Annotated in this window: 16 protein-coding genes and 1 pseudogene; 9 read left to right on the top strand and 8 right to left on the bottom strand. The window is 69.4% G+C overall.

Annotated features, from left to right (window positions below; genetic code table 11):
* The first annotated feature begins 44 nt into the window (after positions 1 to 44).
* The 4 genes and pseudogenes from VGS97_RS11750 to VGS97_RS11735 form a co-directional block, all read left to right on the top strand.
* Positions 45 to 1301 carry an MFS transporter gene (locus VGS97_RS11750; RefSeq protein ID WP_326853414.1) on the top strand — a complete coding sequence of 419 codons (1257 nt, stop codon included), beginning with the start codon at positions 45 to 47 and terminating at the stop codon, positions 1299 to 1301.
* A 29-nt stretch (positions 1302 to 1330) separates the two neighbouring features.
* Positions 1331 to 1795: a thioredoxin family protein gene (locus VGS97_RS11745; protein ID WP_326853413.1), complete on the top strand. Its 465-nt coding sequence runs from the start codon at positions 1331 to 1333 to the stop codon at positions 1793 to 1795.
* Between the two features lie 291 nt (positions 1796 to 2086).
* A complete protein-coding gene (locus tag VGS97_RS11740; protein WP_326853412.1) occupies positions 2087 to 2536 on the top strand; it encodes a DUF4395 domain-containing protein in 450 nt (149 codons plus the stop codon).
* Positions 2533 to 2988, top strand: a pseudogene (locus tag VGS97_RS11735) (O-acetyl-ADP-ribose deacetylase); the annotation flags it as partial. The gene VGS97_RS11740 and the pseudogene VGS97_RS11735, both read left to right, overlap by 4 nt.
* 198 nt (positions 2989 to 3186) lie before the next feature.
* Here VGS97_RS11735 and VGS97_RS11730 read toward each other — a convergent pair.
* The gene (locus VGS97_RS11730; protein WP_326853410.1) at positions 3187 to 4584 is read right to left on the bottom strand and encodes a replication-associated recombination protein A; all 1398 of its coding nucleotides are present in this window, start codon (positions 4582 to 4584) and stop codon (positions 3187 to 3189) included.
* A gap of 47 nt (positions 4585 to 4631) precedes the next feature.
* Here VGS97_RS11730 and VGS97_RS11725 point away from each other — a divergent pair, with 47 nt between their 5' ends.
* The 3 genes from VGS97_RS11725 (at position 4632) to VGS97_RS11715 (ending at position 7670) form a co-directional block, all read left to right on the top strand.
* Positions 4632 to 5405, top strand: coding sequence for a GNAT family N-acetyltransferase (locus VGS97_RS11725; protein WP_326853409.1), 774 nt, complete (start codon positions 4632 to 4634; stop codon positions 5403 to 5405).
* A 213-nt stretch (positions 5406 to 5618) separates the two neighbouring features.
* Positions 5619 to 6926: a UDP-N-acetylglucosamine 1-carboxyvinyltransferase gene (murA, locus tag VGS97_RS11720; protein ID WP_326853408.1), complete on the top strand. Its 1308-nt coding sequence runs from the start codon at positions 5619 to 5621 to the stop codon at positions 6924 to 6926.
* A 111-nt stretch (positions 6927 to 7037) separates the two neighbouring features.
* The gene (locus tag VGS97_RS11715; RefSeq protein ID WP_326853407.1) at positions 7038 to 7670 is read left to right on the top strand and encodes a hypothetical protein; all 633 of its coding nucleotides are present in this window, start codon (positions 7038 to 7040) and stop codon (positions 7668 to 7670) included.
* Here VGS97_RS11715 and VGS97_RS11710 read toward each other — a convergent pair.
* Positions 7650 to 7961, bottom strand: coding sequence for a DUF3037 domain-containing protein (locus VGS97_RS11710; RefSeq protein ID WP_326853406.1), 312 nt, complete (start codon positions 7959 to 7961; stop codon positions 7650 to 7652). The genes VGS97_RS11715 and VGS97_RS11710 overlap by 21 nt on opposite strands.
* A gap of 179 nt (positions 7962 to 8140) precedes the next feature.
* Positions 8141 to 8914 carry a HipA family kinase gene (locus VGS97_RS11705; RefSeq protein WP_326853405.1) on the bottom strand — a complete coding sequence of 258 codons (774 nt, stop codon included), beginning with the start codon at positions 8912 to 8914 and terminating at the stop codon, positions 8141 to 8143.
* A gap of 99 nt (positions 8915 to 9013) precedes the next feature.
* Here VGS97_RS11705 and sigJ point away from each other — a divergent pair, with 99 nt between their 5' ends.
* Complete coding sequence (sigJ, locus tag VGS97_RS11700) at positions 9014 to 9952, top strand: RNA polymerase sigma factor SigJ (RefSeq protein ID WP_326853404.1); 939 nt, start codon at positions 9014 to 9016, stop codon at positions 9950 to 9952.
* Between the two features lie 24 nt (positions 9953 to 9976).
* On the opposite strand, the gene VGS97_RS11695 is transcribed toward sigJ, so the two are convergent.
* On the bottom strand, positions 9977 to 10282 hold the full coding sequence (locus tag VGS97_RS11695; protein WP_326853402.1) for a MoaD/ThiS family protein: 306 nt from the start codon (positions 10280 to 10282) through the stop codon (positions 9977 to 9979).
* A 28-nt stretch (positions 10283 to 10310) separates the two neighbouring features.
* Entirely contained in the window at positions 10311 to 11396 is a 1086-nt protein-coding gene (locus VGS97_RS11690) for a hypothetical protein (protein ID WP_326853401.1), read from the bottom strand.
* A 213-nt stretch (positions 11397 to 11609) separates the two neighbouring features.
* On the opposite strand from VGS97_RS11690, the gene VGS97_RS11685 reads away from it, so the two are divergent.
* Positions 11610 to 13163 carry a molybdopterin-dependent oxidoreductase gene (locus VGS97_RS11685; RefSeq protein WP_326853400.1) on the top strand — a complete coding sequence of 518 codons (1554 nt, stop codon included), beginning with the start codon at positions 11610 to 11612 and terminating at the stop codon, positions 13161 to 13163.
* A gap of 118 nt (positions 13164 to 13281) precedes the next feature.
* On the opposite strand, the gene VGS97_RS11680 is transcribed toward VGS97_RS11685, so the two are convergent.
* From VGS97_RS11680 to VGS97_RS11670, 3 genes are all read right to left on the bottom strand, one after another.
* Positions 13282 to 13845: a GNAT family N-acetyltransferase gene (locus VGS97_RS11680; RefSeq protein WP_326853399.1), complete on the bottom strand. Its 564-nt coding sequence runs from the start codon at positions 13843 to 13845 to the stop codon at positions 13282 to 13284.
* 78 nt (positions 13846 to 13923) lie between these two features.
* Positions 13924 to 15351, bottom strand: coding sequence for an acyl-CoA synthetase (locus VGS97_RS11675; protein ID WP_326853398.1), 1428 nt, complete (start codon positions 15349 to 15351; stop codon positions 13924 to 13926).
* Positions 15352 to 15374: 23 nt separating this feature from the next.
* Positions 15375 to 16232 (bottom strand): AAA domain-containing protein (locus VGS97_RS11670; RefSeq protein WP_326853397.1); only part of this gene is annotated, 858 nt, incomplete at its 5' end.

Raw genomic sequence — 16232 nt, 5'->3', positions numbered from 1 at the left:
TCGGTGTCGTCTGGCACGATTCGTCCTGGAGGTAGCCGACAGCCATGCACTTGGACCCTTACCGCGCCGTGCTGCGCATCCCCGGCATGCGGCTGTTCATGCTCGTCGCGCTGATCGCCCGAATACCGGCGACGGCGACGATCACCGCGCTCACGCTCAGTGTCGTGCTCGACCGGCATCTCGGTTATGGCGCGGCCGGCGCGGTCACCGCGGCGTTCACGGTCGGGCTCAGCGCCGGTTCGCCGCTGCTCGGCCGGGCCGTGGACCGACGCGGACCACGGCCGGTGATGTGGGTGACGGGCTCGGCCGCGTTGGCGTTCTGGAGCACGGCGCCGTTGCTGCCTTTCGGAGCGCTGATCCCGGCGGCAGTGGTCGGCGGCGCCTTGCAGGTGCCGATTTACGCGCTGGTGCGCCAGTCGCTGGCTGCCCGCGTGCCCGAGGAACACCGTCGCCAGGCGTTCTCGCTCGACTCGATGGCGGTGGAAGTCAGCTTCATGGTCGGCCCGGCGCTCGCGGTCCTGATGCTCACTCAGATGACCGACGGGTCTTTGGCACTGCGCATGATCGGCGTGGCTCTGGCCGGCTCGGCGGCGGCGTTGTGGGCGTACAACCCGCAGGTCACCACGCACGGCATGACGCCCAGGCCCCGGCCGCCGCGCAGCAGTTGGTTGCGGCCGAACTTCCTGCTGACGCTGTGGGTGATCGCCGGGGCGACCACGGTGCTGTCCGGAACCGACGTCTCGATCGTGGCCACCTTGCGAGCGCAGGGTCAGGTCGAGTGGGCGGGCGCGACGATCGCCCTGTGGTGCGCCGCGTCGTTGGTCGGCGGCTTCGTCAACGGCGCGATGCCCCAGCCGCTCGGCATGCTCACGCTGATGCTGCTGTTGGGCGCGACGACGATACCCGCCGGATTGGCGCACGACTGGCCGTTGCTCTCTCTCGCGCTCATCCCGTCCGGGCTCGCCACCGCGCCGACCATCGCACAGAGCGTGGTCACGGTCAGCCGGTTGGTCCCGGAGTCGGCGCGCGGCGAGGCGATCGGATTGCACTCGATGGCGCTGACCCTCGGCAACGCGCTCGGCGCGCCGCTGGCCGGAGCGGTCATCGACCACAGTTCCCCTGCCTTCGGTTTCGCCGCGGTCGGCACGGTCGGTGCCGCAGGTGCGCTCGCGGCGATGGCCGCGAGCGCGCTCTGGCGAGTGCGGCGGATGCGGCGGCCGTCAATCGGCGTGGCCTCTGCTGACTACGCCTCCGTTGATTACACCGCCGCCGAACTGGCGGCAGGCGCCTCCGGGGAATAGCGCTCATGCACAGTGCGCTGGAGTAACGCATGACCACCGGTCTGGTTGTGCTCGCAGCCGTGCTCGTGCTGGCGAGCGCCTTCGGGCTGTGGCGGAAGCGCACGGATGGAGCGCTAAGGATGCAGACGGTGCCCATTGCGGGCGTCAGCGAGCAGGACGCGCCACCGGCGCGGGACATTCCGCTCGCGCTGACGGCCGATCGGCTGGGTCGTGAGCTCGGCCGACGCGCGACGCTCGTTCAGTTCTCGTCCGCGTTCTGCCAGCCGTGCCGGGCGACCAGGGTGGTGCTGGCCGACGTGGCGTCCAAGGTGGACGGCGTCGAGCACGTCGAGATCGACGCGGAGTCGCACCTCGATCTGGTGCGCGAGATCGGCATCCTGCGTACGCCCACGACGCTCGTGCTCGATCGCGATGGGCGGATCACCGCGCGAGCCTCTGGCATTCCTCGCAAGGACCAGGTCCTTGCCGCGCTCAACCTGTCTGTACAGGCTTGACGAGTTCGTACGATAGAGACATGCAAGGGACGCGACTCATCCGCAGGCGTGCAGTGGATCACTGTCACGTGTGTACCTGCGCGTGTCCCGGCGGCGGCATCGCCATTTGTTACGACGGCGCAGTCTGTGCGATAGCGCGATAACGCCTTAAGCACTTCATCTGCGCGCGACGCGTGCGCGGGCCGCCCTGCTTCCGAGGTCTTCAGGCACGGCAGCGACGTCGGCTCTTCGAACAGCAATGTCTTGTACCTGTGCACACCCCAGCGCCCTTCCCGCTTTGGGAGCGAATCAATGTCACCGTCACCATCCCCTGCGTACATCGACCCACGCGGGCCCCGCTTCGGCGCGGCCGTCACCACGGTCGTAGTCGCCATCGTCCTGATCACCGGCAACGGCTGGCTGCTCGCGGCGCAGACCGTCGTGTTCGCGATCGGTGCCCTGTCCGGCCTCAAGTACGCGCCGTACGGCTACCTCTACCGGGCACTGGTTCGCCCGCACCTGGCAAAGCCGACCGAGTTGGAGCACGCCGCACCGCCCACGTTCGCGCAGACCGTCGGGTTTTTCTTCGGCGCGATCGGAGCGATCGGGTACCTTACCGGGGTGACCGTACTCGGCCTGGTCTTCACGGCGCTCACGTTCGCCGCGGCGTTCCTCAACGCCGTCTTCGATTACTGCATGGGCTGCGAGACCTACCTGCTGTTCCGGCGCGGCACCGTGCGACGTCGGCCGGTCGGCCCGTGACCGCAGGCACCCCCCGCCTGTCGCTGATCCTTGGTGACATCACCGAGTGCAGCGCGGACGCGATCGTGAACGCGGCCAACTCGTCGCTGCTCGGCGGGGGCGGCGTGGACGGCGCGATCCACCGGCGCGGCGGACCGGCGATCCTGGAGGAGTGCCGCGCGTTGCGCGCATCCCGGTACGGCCGCGGGTTGCCCACCGGGCAGGCCGTCGCCACGACGGCTGGGAGGCTGTCGGCGCGCTGGGTGATTCACACGGTCGGCCCGGTGTACGCGGCGTCCGAGGACCGCTCGGCGCTGCTCGCCGACTGCCACCGCAACAGCCTGCGCATCGCCGGTGAACTCGGCGCGCGTTCGATCGCCTTCCCGGCAATTTCCACCGGCGCCTACGGATGGCCCATCGGCAGCGCGGCGCTCATCGCGCTGCGCACCGTGGCCGAGACGACGGGCCAGGTGGGCCAGGTGGGCCAGGTGGGCCAGGTGGGCCAGGTCACTGTAGACCACATCACAGTGGGCCAGAAAACAGCGGACCAGATCACAGCGGGCGAAGCCATGCCGGACAAGATCACGTTCGTGCTCTTCGACGACCGGGCGTTGGGGGCGTTCCTGCGCGCCGCCAACGCACTCGGATTGACGATTAGTTAAGACAATCGGCTAATCGCCAGAACTCTCGCTGGATGCATCCGTCGACGTTGCTTCGGGCGCCGCAGCGCCCGGGGAGAGCATGGCGCGGATCTTCTCCACGCGGTCGGCGTACCGCTCCTCGATACCGTGCCGCGTCGGTTCGTAGTAGTGCTTGCCGTGAATCCCGTCCGGTGCGTATTGCTGCGCCGCAACGCCTGAGGGTAGGTCGTGCGGGTAAACGTATCCCTGTGCGTGGCCAAGCTTCGCAGCGCCCTTGTAGTGACCGTCCCGCAGATGCATCGGCACCGGTCCGGCGAGCCCTGCGCGTACGTCGGCCAAGGCCGCGTCGATCGCCCTGATCGCGGCGTTCGACTTGGGGGCGAGGGCGAGCGCGATGACCGCTTGGGCCAGGCTGATCCGCGCCTCCGGCCAGCCGATGAACGAGACCGCCTGCATCGCGGCGACCGCGGTCGGCAGCGCCGCGGGATCCGCCAGGCCGATGTCTTCGCTGGCTGAGATGACCAGGCGGCGGGCGATGAACCGGGGGTCCTCGCCCGCCTCGACCATCCGCGCGAGGTAGTGCAGCGCAGCGTCCACGTCCGAGCCCCGGATCGACTTGATCAGCGCGGAGGCGACGTCGTAGTGCTGGTCACCGTCGCGGTCGTAACGCACTGCGGCGCGATCCAGCGCCTGCGCAAGGATCTCGGCGGTCACCGTGCCGAAACCCTGGTCTCGGGCGGCGCCGGCGGCGGCCTCCAACGCCGTCAGGGCTTTGCGGGCGTCCCCGCCGGCCAGGCGCAGCAGTTGGGCGCGTGCCTCGTCGTCGAGGTCGACGGAGCCGGCCAGGCCGTGTTCGGCGGACAGCGCGCGGTCGACGAGCGCGTCGACGTCCGCGTCGTCGAGCGGTTCCAGGGTCAGCAGCAGCGAGCGCGACAGCAGCGGGGAGATCACCGAGAAGTACGGGTTCTCCGTGGTCGCGGCGATCAGCGTCACCCAGCGGTTCTCCACCGCGGGCAGCAGCGAGTCCTGCTGCGCCTTCGAGAAGCGGTGGATCTCGTCGAGGAACAGCAGCGTCTCGCGGCCGGACATGCCGAGGTCGCGCCGCGCCGCGTCGATGACCGCGCGTACTTCCTTGACCCCGGCGGTGATCGCGGACAACTCGCGGAAGACCCGGTCGGTGCTGCGCGCGACGACATGCGCGAGCGTGGTCTTGCCGGTGCCGGGCGGGCCCCAAAGGATGACCGAGGCGGGCACGGCGCGGGAACCCGCTGCGGCCTCGACGAGGCGGCGCAGCGGCGAGCCGGGAGTGAGCAGCTTGGCCTGGCCGACCACCTCGTCGAGCGTGCGCGGCCGCATGCGTGCGGCCAGCGGCGCACCAGCCTCCGCCCGCTCGCGGCCGACCGCGTCGAAAAGGGTCTCCGGCTCCATACACCCGAGCGTAGCCGGGCCAACCGACCGTGCGAGAATCGTTGATCATGGCGGGGATATCCACGGTTCGACGGCTCACGGTCGAGCAGTTGCACGCCGCCGCGCCAGACGACGTGATGGTGATCAGCGAGACCCGGGGCGGCGCACTCGCGGCCTGGTCCTTGGACGGCGGTCTCGCGTTCGCCGCCGAGGACGAATACAGCGGCGCCGACTGCTGGCTGAGCGTGGTCGGCGATCCGCAGACAACGCCGACGCTGGTTAATGCCGCGCTCGCCGATCTCGGCGACGATGTCGCGGGGCTGACCGTGCCGCGCGGCGTCTCGCTGGCGTTGTGGAACGCCGAACCGCCGCCCGGACACGAGATCCTCAGCGACTGGGACCTGATGGCGATCCGGACGCCTCCGCCCATGCAGGAAGGCGAGGCAAGCGTCGCCGCGCTTGAAGACCTCGCCGAAGTGCAGGCGTTCCTCGACCGGGTCAACCCGCTTCACTCGGCGCGGACCGACAACAAGCTGGTCGAGATGTGGGTCGGAGCGCGCGACGAAGCGTCGGGTTCACTGCTCGCGGTCGGCGCACGGACCCGGCGGACATCCGGTGTCGCGTTTCTGGCCTCGATCGCGACCGACCCGTGGGCGCGTGGACGCGGCTACGGTGGCGCCATCACCGCGCTGCTGACCAGGCAGGTCTTCGACGGCGGCGAGAAACTGTGCACGCTTGCGCACTACCACCCGAACGATCCGGCCCGGCGGTTGTACCTACGTCTGGGTTACCACACGACGCACCAGTTCTCGTCTGGTCACATCAGGCGAGAATCACGCTAGTCCGATCCTCCGCACGTCGACCGGGCGAGCGATAGGCAGACCGGGGACAATCCGGGCTCATCATCGAGCAATAGTCTTGCCTGGTGGCGAGAAATGCCGATTTCTCCTGATTATCCTTCATTCGTTCAGGTGACGCGGGCAGACGGGACCAGCCAGGCGGTGTTCGGCATAGTGCCCGCCTCAGGCCGTACTCGGCCCGGCACAATGGCCGTCATGGAAAGCAGAGCCTGGAAGATCGATCCGACCGGACCGCTACGCGGCGACGTGACCGTACGCGGCTCGAAGAACGCGGTGACGAAGCACATGGTCGCCGCGATGCTGGGCGGCGGTCCGAGCACGATTCACAACGCGCCGCGGGTCGGTGATGTGGAGATCACCGCGCAGATGCTGCGGGCGGTCGGCTGCGCGGTGGAGCGTGACGGCGACACGCTGCGGGTCGAGCCGACCGCGACGCCGCTGTCCGGGGTGCCGCAGACGTTCACCGGCCGCAACCGGATTCCGGTGCTGATGCTGGGCCCGCTGCTGAACCTGACCGGCGAGGCGTTCGTCCCGCTGGTCGGCGGCGACCGGATCGGGCCGCGGCCGGTCGACTTCCACATCCAGGCGCTGACCGCGATGGGCGCGCAGATCACGGTGGACGACACCGGTATCCACGCGGTGGCGCGGCGGCTGCACGGCACGCGGGTCGCGCTGCCGTACCCGAGCGTGGGGGCGACCGAGTCGGTGATCCTCTCGGCGGTGCTGGCGGAGGGCCGCACGGTGATCACGAACGCGGCGGTCGAGCCGGAGATCCTGGAACTGGCGCTGTTCTTACAGCGGATGGGCGCGGGCATCCAGTTGCAGCCGGACCGCAGGATCCTGATCGAGGGCGTCGAGCGGCTGCACGGCGCGGCGACCCGGCTGTCCGGGGACCGGCTCGAAGCGTTCAGCTACCTGGTGGCCGGGCTGCTGACGGGCGGTCAGGTGCGGGTGCACGGCTGTGCGCAGGACCGGCTGGTGACCGCGATCGAGACGCTGCGCAAGATGGGCGCGCAGTTCGAGATCGACGAGTCGTACATCACTGCCTCGGCGCCGGGTGGGCTGCGGTCGGCGGCGGTGCACACGGACACGCATCCCGGGTTCATGACCGACTGGCAGCAGCCGCTGCTGGTGCTGATGAGCCAGGCGCGCGGGCTGTCGGTGCTGCACGAGACGGTGTTCGAGAACCGGTTCGTGTACGTGGACGCGCTCAAGCGGCTCGGCTGCGAGATCGAACTGTTCCCGATGTGCCTTGGCGGCAACGCCTGTCGTTTCCACGACACGAACCACCTGCACTCGGCGGTGGTGCACGGACCGGCGAAGCTGGTGGGCGCCGAGGTGCACGTGCCGGACGTGCGCACCGGGTTCTCCTCCGTGATAGCGGCGTCGATCGCGGAGGGTTCGTCGGTGCTGATGGACGTCGAGTCGCTGGAGCGCGGCTACGACGAGCCGCTGGCCCGGTTGCAGTCGATCGGCATGGCGATCACTCCGGTCGAACCCTGACGGTCCGCGGCATTCCCGCAACGCGCCGAGGCAGGGAATAAGCGCTCATTTCGGATATTTCGTGGGAGCATGCGATCCGACAGCCAGGTCGGTCAAGGGATTGCGTGCCCGATGAGATCAACGTCAGCAGCTGGAGCGGTCGCCACCACGCTCCTCGTCATCGTCGCGGGGTCGGGCTGCGGCGGCACCCGGATTGCGGCTACCGACGGCCGATCACATGCGACGGTCTCGTCGGCACCTGCTCTCCGCGTCGTCGCCGCGGCCCCGTCCGCCCCGGGCCCGTGCCGCCCGACCGGCCTCGCCGTCACCGCGCGCACCATCACCGCAGAGCACGGCATGCAAGTCGCGCGGTTCGCCGCCGCCAACGCCGCGCAGGCGGCGTGCTTCGTCTCGGGGACGCCTCAGCTCGCTCCGTTCGGCCCACTCGACGGGCAGTCGCAGGGCGCGACATCCAACCTCGCGGTTTCGCAAGAGCCGTTTCCCGCGGACGTCGCCTCAGACGCGCCGACTGCCACAAGCGACGCGCCCATCCTGCTCGAACCCGGGCAGGCAGCGACGTTCCTCGTCGGCTGGTATCCGGCGTCCCCGGTGGTGTGCGAGCGGGCCACCGGATTCGACATCACCGCCGGAGATCGGGATCCGGGCGACCTGTCGCAGGTCATGTACGCGTTCGGGCCGATGTGCGACGGGCTGTTCTACGTCTCGGTATACACTCCGGCGTCCTCAGCGAGTGGCGGCGGTTAGCCGCCGCAGTGTCTCGCCGGGCTCGCGGCACACGCCCATGTGCACCGGGCCGGGTTGGAGCACGGTCGAGCGCGGCGCGGTGAGCCAGCGGAACCGCTGCCCCGGGGAGAGTCGGCCCGCCGGTCCGGCCGCCGCTCCCCCACGGCAGACTTCGGCGATCGCGGTCAGCGCAGCCGCCAGCCCGTCCACGTCCGCCTCCGGGTCCAACACACGCACACGCTGCGGATCAAGCCACGTCGCACAGGCCAGGTACTCGCGAGCCTGACAGTAGACGAGAACGCCGACGTTCACCGACTCTCCGAGCTCAACGCGGGGAACGGCGCGTAAATAGGCGTACTCGACGGCGTGACCGGGGTGAACGGCCTCGGTGACTCCATTCGACGGCACTGCCTTTGACGGCGCCGGATTCGATGACACTGCGCTTGATGACACTGCATTGTTTGATGACACTGCATTCGACGGCATCGCGATCACCTGGCGAGTTCTGGCAGCCAGTCGCTACGCGGCGCACGCACGCGAGCGGCGAACCAGTCCCGGAAGGCTCGGCGTACGTCATCCGGCGAGTCGAAGCCCGGTTCGCCCACCAGCCATTCGTCAGGAATGAGGGCCGTCGCCGCGTCCACGGCCTCGGACGTCACCATCGGGGCCAACTGCGCGTCGGCCGCCCTCAGATCCGGCGCGAAGCGAGCGAGGACGTGGTCCTCCAGGTTGACCGCTTTGCGCGCCGACTTCTCCAGCGCCCCCGCATCGCGTGGCCAGTTGTGCTGGAAGATCAGGGTCGCGCCGTGATCGATCAGGTAGAGCCTGCCGTGCCAACGCAGCAGGTTCGGATTACGCCACGAGCGGTCCACGTTGCCGATCAACGCATCGAACCAGACGATCCGGCCGGCCTGCTCCGAGTCCACCGGGAAGGCGACCGGATCGAAGCCGAGCGAGCCCGGCAGATAGTCCATGCCGAGGTTGCGCCCGACGCTGGCCAGCAGCAGCTCCTGGATCTCCTGGTCGGGCTCGCCCTTCGCGATGGCCTCGTCCAGCTGGACGGTGACGAGCTCGGGCACGGCCAGGCCGAGGCCGCGACCCAGTTCCCCGGAGACGAGCTCAGCGATCAGGGCCTTGTGACCCTGGCCGGCCCCACGGAACTTGACCACGTACATGCCCAGGTCATCGGCCTCGACGATGGCCGGCAGCGATCCGCCCTCGCGCAACGGGGTCACATACCGAGTCGTCACCACTTCACGCAACACACGATCAAGGCTACCGCCGGAGCTCGCAGTGACGCGCTTGGATAACGTGATGTAGACGCGGTAAGGAGGACAGGCGACGCGACGTGGACGGTGAAACGCATGACCGGCGTACAGGTGCTGGACGACGGCGCGGAGTTTGAGCAGCACCGGCGTTACCTGTCGGCAGTGGCATATCGCCTGCTCGGTTCGCTGGCGGACGCCGAAGACACGGTTCAGGACGCGTGGCTGCGCTGGCGGTCGGTGGACCGGTCGACCGTGCAGGATCCGCGCGCGTTCCTGACCATCGTGGTCACCCGCATCTGCTACGACCTGCTCGGATCGGCGCGGGCGCGGCGCGAGGCGTACTACGGCGAATGGCTGCCGGAGCCAGCGGTCGGCGACGAGCGCGGCCAGAGCCCTGACCCGGAGGACGTGGCGACGCTCGGCGAATCCGTCTCTTACGCGATGCTCGCGCTGCTGGAGCAGCTGACGCCGGCGGAGCGAGCGGCGTTCGTGCTGCACGACGTCTTCGCGGTCGGGTTCGCGGAGATCGGCGAGGCGCTCGGGCGCAGTCCGGAGGCGGTGCGGCAGCTGGCCTCGCGCGGACGGCGACGGGTCCGGGAACGGGAACCGGTCGGCCGACGCTCGGTGGACCGGGCCGAGCACCGCAAGGCGGTCGCCGCCTTTGCCGCAGCGACCCTGCACGGCGACCTCCCGGGGCTGATGGCGGTCCTGGACCCGAACGTGGTGTGGCACGCGGACGGCGGCGGCATCGTGCGCGCGGCGAATCAGCCGCTGGTCTCCGGCGAGCGGGTCGCCAAGCTGGTGGCGGGCCTGGTCAACCGGTGGATCGAGCCGGAGTTCGGCATGGAGCTGCGGGTGGTGGACGTCAACGCGGCGCCGGGCCTGCTGGTGCTCGACGGGTCAGGCGCCGCGATGGGCGTGATCGCGTTCGAGGTGGTGGACGGCCTGATCACACAGGCTTTCGCAGTGGTCAACCCGGGGAAGCTGGGCCGGGTGGCCGGAGGCGCGGTCAGCCCGTACCTGCCGCGCCGCTGAATTCGTCGTGTGGCCGGTGGCCGGTCAGCCCCCGCTGATGGCCGGGATGACGTCGATGGTCGCTCCGTCGGCGATCCGCGTCTCGGCGCCCGACAACGAACGTATGTCAGCGCCGTCCACGTAAACGTTCACGTGACGGCGGATCACGGAGCGCTCGTCACGGATCCGCCGCTCAAGCGCGGGCAGGTCCCCGGCGAGCCGGTCGAGCACGCGGGCGACGGTGGTCGCGGCCCCGTCCCCGGCCTCGGCGTCCGGGACCGCGATCTCGATCTCGCGGCGGCCACCCGCATATCCAGCCAGCACGCCTGGCAGTTGGAGGGTGACCGTCATGGCGTCGCAATCACGCGTGAGATGACAGTCACGCCAGCACCATCGCGCGCACGGAGAGCACGTCGGGCAGATTGTGTGCCACCTGCTGCCAGTTGCCGTCGTTGCCCGCGTACAGCTCGCCCGACCTGGTGCCGAGATACAGGCCGAGCGGATCGGCGGCGTCCGCGGTGAACGCGTCGCGCAACACGATCGAGTAGAAGTCCGTCTCCGGCAGGCCCTTGCCGACCTCGGCCCAGGTCCGGCCCGCGTCGGCGGTGCCGAACACCCGGAAGCGGTAGCCGGGGGTGAATCGCGAACCATCGCTGACCAGTGGGAAGAGGTAGGCGTGCGCGGCACGGCGCGGATCGGCCACGATCGGGAAGCCGAACTCTCCGGGCAGGCCCTCGGCGATCGAGGACCAGGTCCCGCCCCAGTCGTCGCTGCGATAGACGCCGTTGTGGTTCTGTAGGTACAGCCGATCGGGGTCGCCGGCGTCCTGCGCGACCTTGTGCACGCACTGGCCGAACTCCGGATAGCGCTGCTCCTCGGGCAGGAAGGTCGCCTTGATGCCGGAGTTCGACGGGGCCCAGCTCTCCCCGCCGTCGAACGTACGGTAGACGCCGCCGGAGGACATGGCGACCAGGATGCGCTGCGGGTCGGCCGGGTGCGGAAGGATCGTGTGGATGGCCTGGCCGCCTTGGCCCGCGCCCCACTCGGCACGATGCGGGTGATCCCAGAGCGCGCGGATCAGCTCGTAGGTCAGGCCGCCGTCCTCGGAGCGGAACAACGCGGAGGGCTCGGTACCCGCGTAGACGACGTCCGGTTCACGCTCAGGCCCCGGCTGGATCTGCCACACTCGGCCGAGTGCCGCGTCGATGTCCTTCGGGAAGGCCACCGGAGCGTGGTCGGGCTCGCTCCAGCTCGCCCCGAGGTCGTCCGAGTGCAGGATCGTCGGCCCCCAATGCTCGCTGGTCGCCGAGGCGAACAGGCGGGGCGTGGCACGGCGGGTGTCGATCGCGACCGCGTAGACGGCGGTCATCGGCAGGGCGAGCGGTTCGGTGTGCCAGGAACCGCCTCGCCGGCGCGCGAGCAGCAGGCCCTTCCGGGTCCCGGCGAGCAGCAAGGTATCGGTCATATCGCTCACCGTAGCCCCAGGCACTGACAAACGCGCGCGGAGTCGGCGATTCGGCCTGGCAGGTTGTTGCCTCCGCGAGCAGTCCGCGAGACGTCTGTGAACCGTAAGGAATGAACCCCCTGTGCGGATGCATTCGTGCGACAGGATGAGAAGAAGAAACTACGGCGCGGATGTCCTGGAGGGCACCGATCCCATGAATGAGAGCACAGGGTCATGAGCGGTGAGGCGGAGGCCGGTGGCCGCAGGGCGTCCGGCGCGGCCGGGATCGCGGCCGGGGCGCTGAGCGGTGTGCTCGCCGGGGGCGCGGCACTGGCGGTCGGCGAGTTGGTCGCCGTGTTCGTGGGAGCGGCCACCGCGCCGGCGGTCGCGGTCGGCGAGTGGGCGATCGATCTCGCGCCGACCCCGGTGAAAGAGTTCGCGATCCGCGAGTTCGGCACGCACGACAAGAGGGCGCTGCTCACCGGGGTGTACGTGATCCTCGTCCTGGTCTCTGCGGCTGCCGGTGTCATCGCGCGGCGGAATCTGACGCTGGCGAGCGTGATCGCGGGGGGATTCGGCCTGGTCGGGCTTGTGGCCGCGGCCACTCGGCCCAACGCCGGACCCAGCGCGGTGTTTCCCTCGCTCTTCGCGGGAGCGGCGGCCGTCCTCGTGCTGCGATGGCTGACCAGGCTCGGCGGCGAGATGTCCGAAGGGCCGGCCGAGCGACGGCGGTTCCTCGGCGCGATGCTCGGTACGGCGGCCGGAGCGGCGGTCGGCGGCTTCGGCGCGAAGGCGTGGATCGACTCGCGGTACAACGCGGCGCCGGCGCGTGCGGCCGTGAAGATCCCCTTGCCCACGCAGACGCTGCCCGCAGAACCCGCTTCGACGCATCTGGACGTGCCGGGTCTGGGCCCGTTCTTCACGCCGAACAAGGACTTCTACCGCATCGATACGGCGCTGTCAGTGCCTCAGGTCGATCCGTCCACGTGGATGCTGCGCATTCACGGCATGGTGGCCCGGCCTCTGGAGATCACATTCGACCAGTTGCTGAAGATGCCGCTGGACGAGCACGACCTGACACTCACCTGCGTCTCGAACCCGGTCGGCGGGTCGTACTGCGGCAACGCGCGATGGATCGGTGCGCCGCTCGCCCCGTTGCTGCGTCAGGCCGGTGTGCTGTCGGGGGCCGATCAGATCCTCGCGACGTCCACCGACGGTATGACGATCGGCACGCCGGTCAACGCAGTGCTGGACGGCCGTGAGGCGATGCTCGCCATTGGGATGAACGGCGAGGCGTTGCCGATCGAGCACGGATTCCCCTGCCGGATGCTGGTGCCGGGCCTGTACGGCTACGTCTCGGCGACCAAGTGGGTCGTGGACCTGCAACTGACCACCTTCTCCTCCGGCGCGGGCTACTGGGTCCAGCGCGGATGGGCGCAGCAAGCGCCGGTCAAGACGGCGTCACGGATCGACGTGCCGAATTCGGGCGCTTCCGTACCCGCCGGAACGGTCGTGATCGCCGGCACCGCGTGGGCTACGCACCGGGGCGTGGCCGCGGTCGAGGTCCAGATCAACGGCGGGCAGTGGTCCGAGGCGACACTGGCGTCCTCGGACACTCCGGACACCTGGCGGCAGTGGTCTTACACCTGGCAGAACGCGCCCCGCGGAACCTACCAGGTGGCGGTGCGCGCGACCGACGGGACCGGCACGATCCAGACGTCCGCGGTCCAGGACGTGTTGCCCGACGGAGCGACTGGTTACCACCGGATCACGATCAACGTCGTCTGACGATGTCGTAAGGCGAAGGCGCCGGGCGTCAGACTGTGTTGGGCCAGGCAGTGTTGGATCAGACGGCGTTGGATCAGGCAGTGCCAGCTCAGACAGTGTCGGCTCAGACAGTGTCGGCTCAGTCGACGTCGAGTTCGTAATAGAGCAGCTCGCGGTCTTGGCGCACGAGACGGAACCCCGCCTTCGTGAGGACACGCTGCGACGCGTAGTTGTCGTGGCTGGTGTCGGCGGCGAGGCTGCGCACATCGCGGCGCCCGCGACAGAACTCGACTAGGGCGTGTAGGGCTTCGGTGGCGTAGCCGTTACCCCAGCTGTGCGGCACGAGGCCGTACCCGATCGTGGCTTGATGCTGGACGTTGGGCGGCCCGTGGAAGCCGATAGTGCCTATCGCTGTGGCGTCTCTACGGCAGTCGATCCGGTACGACGTGAACGGGTACACGTCGACGGACGCATCAGGGGCCTGCACCAGCGCGGCAAGTGTGCCCTGGTCATATGCGCGCGCATGTGCGTAGACCTGCGCCGCTGCGGCCTTCACGATCATGCGCGCGCCGTCGCGGTCACCCTCGCCGGGAAATCCGTCCGCCCATATGTCCCCCGGGCCAGGTATCCCGCTGACGATGCGTGTCGCCTCAGCAACCGTCAACGGGTGCAGGATGAGGCGGTTGGTGATCAGATCAGTCATTGTGATTATTCAAGCCGTTGGCCTCGGGTCGTGCAACGCAATAGCGGTTCTTCGAACGGGACAGCTCAGGTTGGCAGGTCACCGGCGTAGCTGATCTTTGCGTACCTTGCCCATGGCGTTGCGCGGAAGGGCGTCGACGAAGCTCACCGAGCGGGGACGTTTGTGCACGGACAGAGTGCGCGCGACGAAGTCGATCAGCTCGGGCTCGGTCACGCCGTCCGCGACGACGAAGGCCGCGATGCGCTGCCCGAGGTCGTCGTCGGGAATCCCGATGACCGCCGCTTCGATCACGGCGGAATGCGCCAGTAGCGCGTTCTCGACCTCGCCGGCGCCGATCCGGTAACCACCGGACTTGATCAGATCCGTGGATGCCCGTCCAACGATGCGGTGCGCGCCATCCGGTTCGATGATCGCCATGTCGCCGGTCCGGAACCATCCGTCGGCGGTGAAGCTCGCCGCTGTCGCGTCGGGGCGGCCGAGATAGCCGGGGAACACCGTCTCGCCGCGCACCTGTAGTTCGCCGACGGTTGCGCCGTCGTGTGGCAGGAGCGAGCCGTCCTCACCGGTCAACCGGGTGGCCACGACGGTGAGAGTGCGGCCGACGATTCCGGGACGGCGGTCGGGATCGTCGGCGCGGGCGGAGATCGTGATGAGTGTCTCGGTCATGCCGTAACGCTCGACTGCGCGGTGACCGGTGAGCGCTTCTAGGTCCGCGAAGACGGGCGCGGGCAGTGCGGCTGAGCCGGATACGAGCAGTCGTGCCGCGGACAGCGCTTTCGCAGCGGAGGGATCGGCGCAGACGCGTGCCCAGACCGTCGGTACGCCGAAGTAGAGCGTCCCGCCGCCGTCTTTAGGCTCCCTGGTCGCGGCGGCCGCGTAGGCGTCAGGCGTCGGACGACCGGTGTGCACGAGCTTCGAGCCGGTACGCAGCGCGCCTAATACGCCGAGGACCAGCCCGTGGACGTGGAAGAGCGGCAGGCCGTGCACGAGAGTGTCCTCGGCAGTCCATTCCCAGGCCTCAGCCAACGCATCGAGGTCGGCGGCGATCGCGCGTACGGTTGCCGGGGCTCCCTTAGGCGCGCCGGTGGTGCCTGAGGTGTAGAGGATCATCGCGGTGGCGTCGTCAGACGTTTCGGGGAACGTGCCTGACGCTCGCGCTTCAACGTCAACCGGCATGACTGGCACGCCACAGTCCGGCCAGACGTCGCCGGTCGCGGCGAGCAAGACAGCCGAGGCTGAGTCGCGCAGGACGTGGTCGCGTTCGGCGGGACCGCTGTCCGGGGGCACCGGAACGACGGGCACCCCGGCGAGCATGCCGCCGAGGATCGCGACGACGGTTTCCAGGCTCGCGGTCGCGTGCACGGCGACGGCTCGCGCGCCGGCGACGCGTGCCGCGACTGCGGTCGCCGCTTCGAGCAACTGCGCGCGCGAGACGGCGCGATCGGCCACCCGGATCGCGTCGGGTTCGTCCGCGTTCGGTCCGGTCAGGCTTGGCAGGAGACGCATTCCGCAACCGTACCGGGGACCGCTTACCGAGCGGCGTGGACGCGGTAACCGGCGAGGTGAGCGAGGACCGCCTGGTGCGCTTCCCAACCGTCGGGGAACTTGACCGGGACGCCGAGATGGACGGGCTCCGTATGCGGGTGGGCATCAAGCAGTTCTGGGATGCCCGCGCGGGCGACCACGACGCAGGCGTGCCGGTGCCGGGATAGCAGCACGCACAACCGGCCGGTCTCCAGATGGAAGGCAGTGGCGTCGCGCCGTCCCGACAGCGGATGCAGGACGATGCAGACATCGTATTCGCGGCCCTGGAGCCGGTTGGCCGTGTCTACGGTCACAGCGCGAAGGTCGGCGTCGCGTTGATCCGGATCGCTGTGCCGATCGCTGTGCCGATCATCGCCGCCGAGCCGGTCGAGTGCCGCGCGAATACCGGCGACCTGGTCGCGGTGGGCCGCGCCGATGGCGATGCGGTCGGCGGTTACCGGCCTGCCCCCGGCGTATCCGGGATCGAATACGGTCGCCCCGCTGCGGACGAGGCGCGCGGCAAGGCGGGCGCAGGCCTCCAGCGCCTCGGTGTCGGTGCGCACCGTGTGCCTCGCGGGAAGCTCGTACAACGCCCAGCCGGTCTCAGCGGCCAGCGCAATGGCCTGATCGACTGGATCAGGGGACGCACTCGCAGAGCCCGCACTCGCACCAGTACCCGAACCCGTGCTGACAGCATCGGGCAACCGCATCGAGCGGTCCGTCACGGTGCCGCCCGCTTCGAACGGCGTGAAGGGGTAGAAGGCCGCGCAGATCAACGGCGCGGCGGTGGCCGGAAGGCGCCAGGAGTACGGCAGCCGATGAACCGGCAGATCAGGGTTGTGCGCACGTACGACGGCGACCGC

Origin of the sequence: Actinocrinis sp., assembly GCF_035946395.1 — a bacterium.
Lineage (GTDB): Bacteria > Actinomycetota > Actinomycetes > Streptomycetales > Catenulisporaceae > Actinocrinis.
The sequence above is the reverse complement of the archived record's forward strand: the minus strand, read 5'-3'. Positions and strand labels throughout refer to the sequence as shown.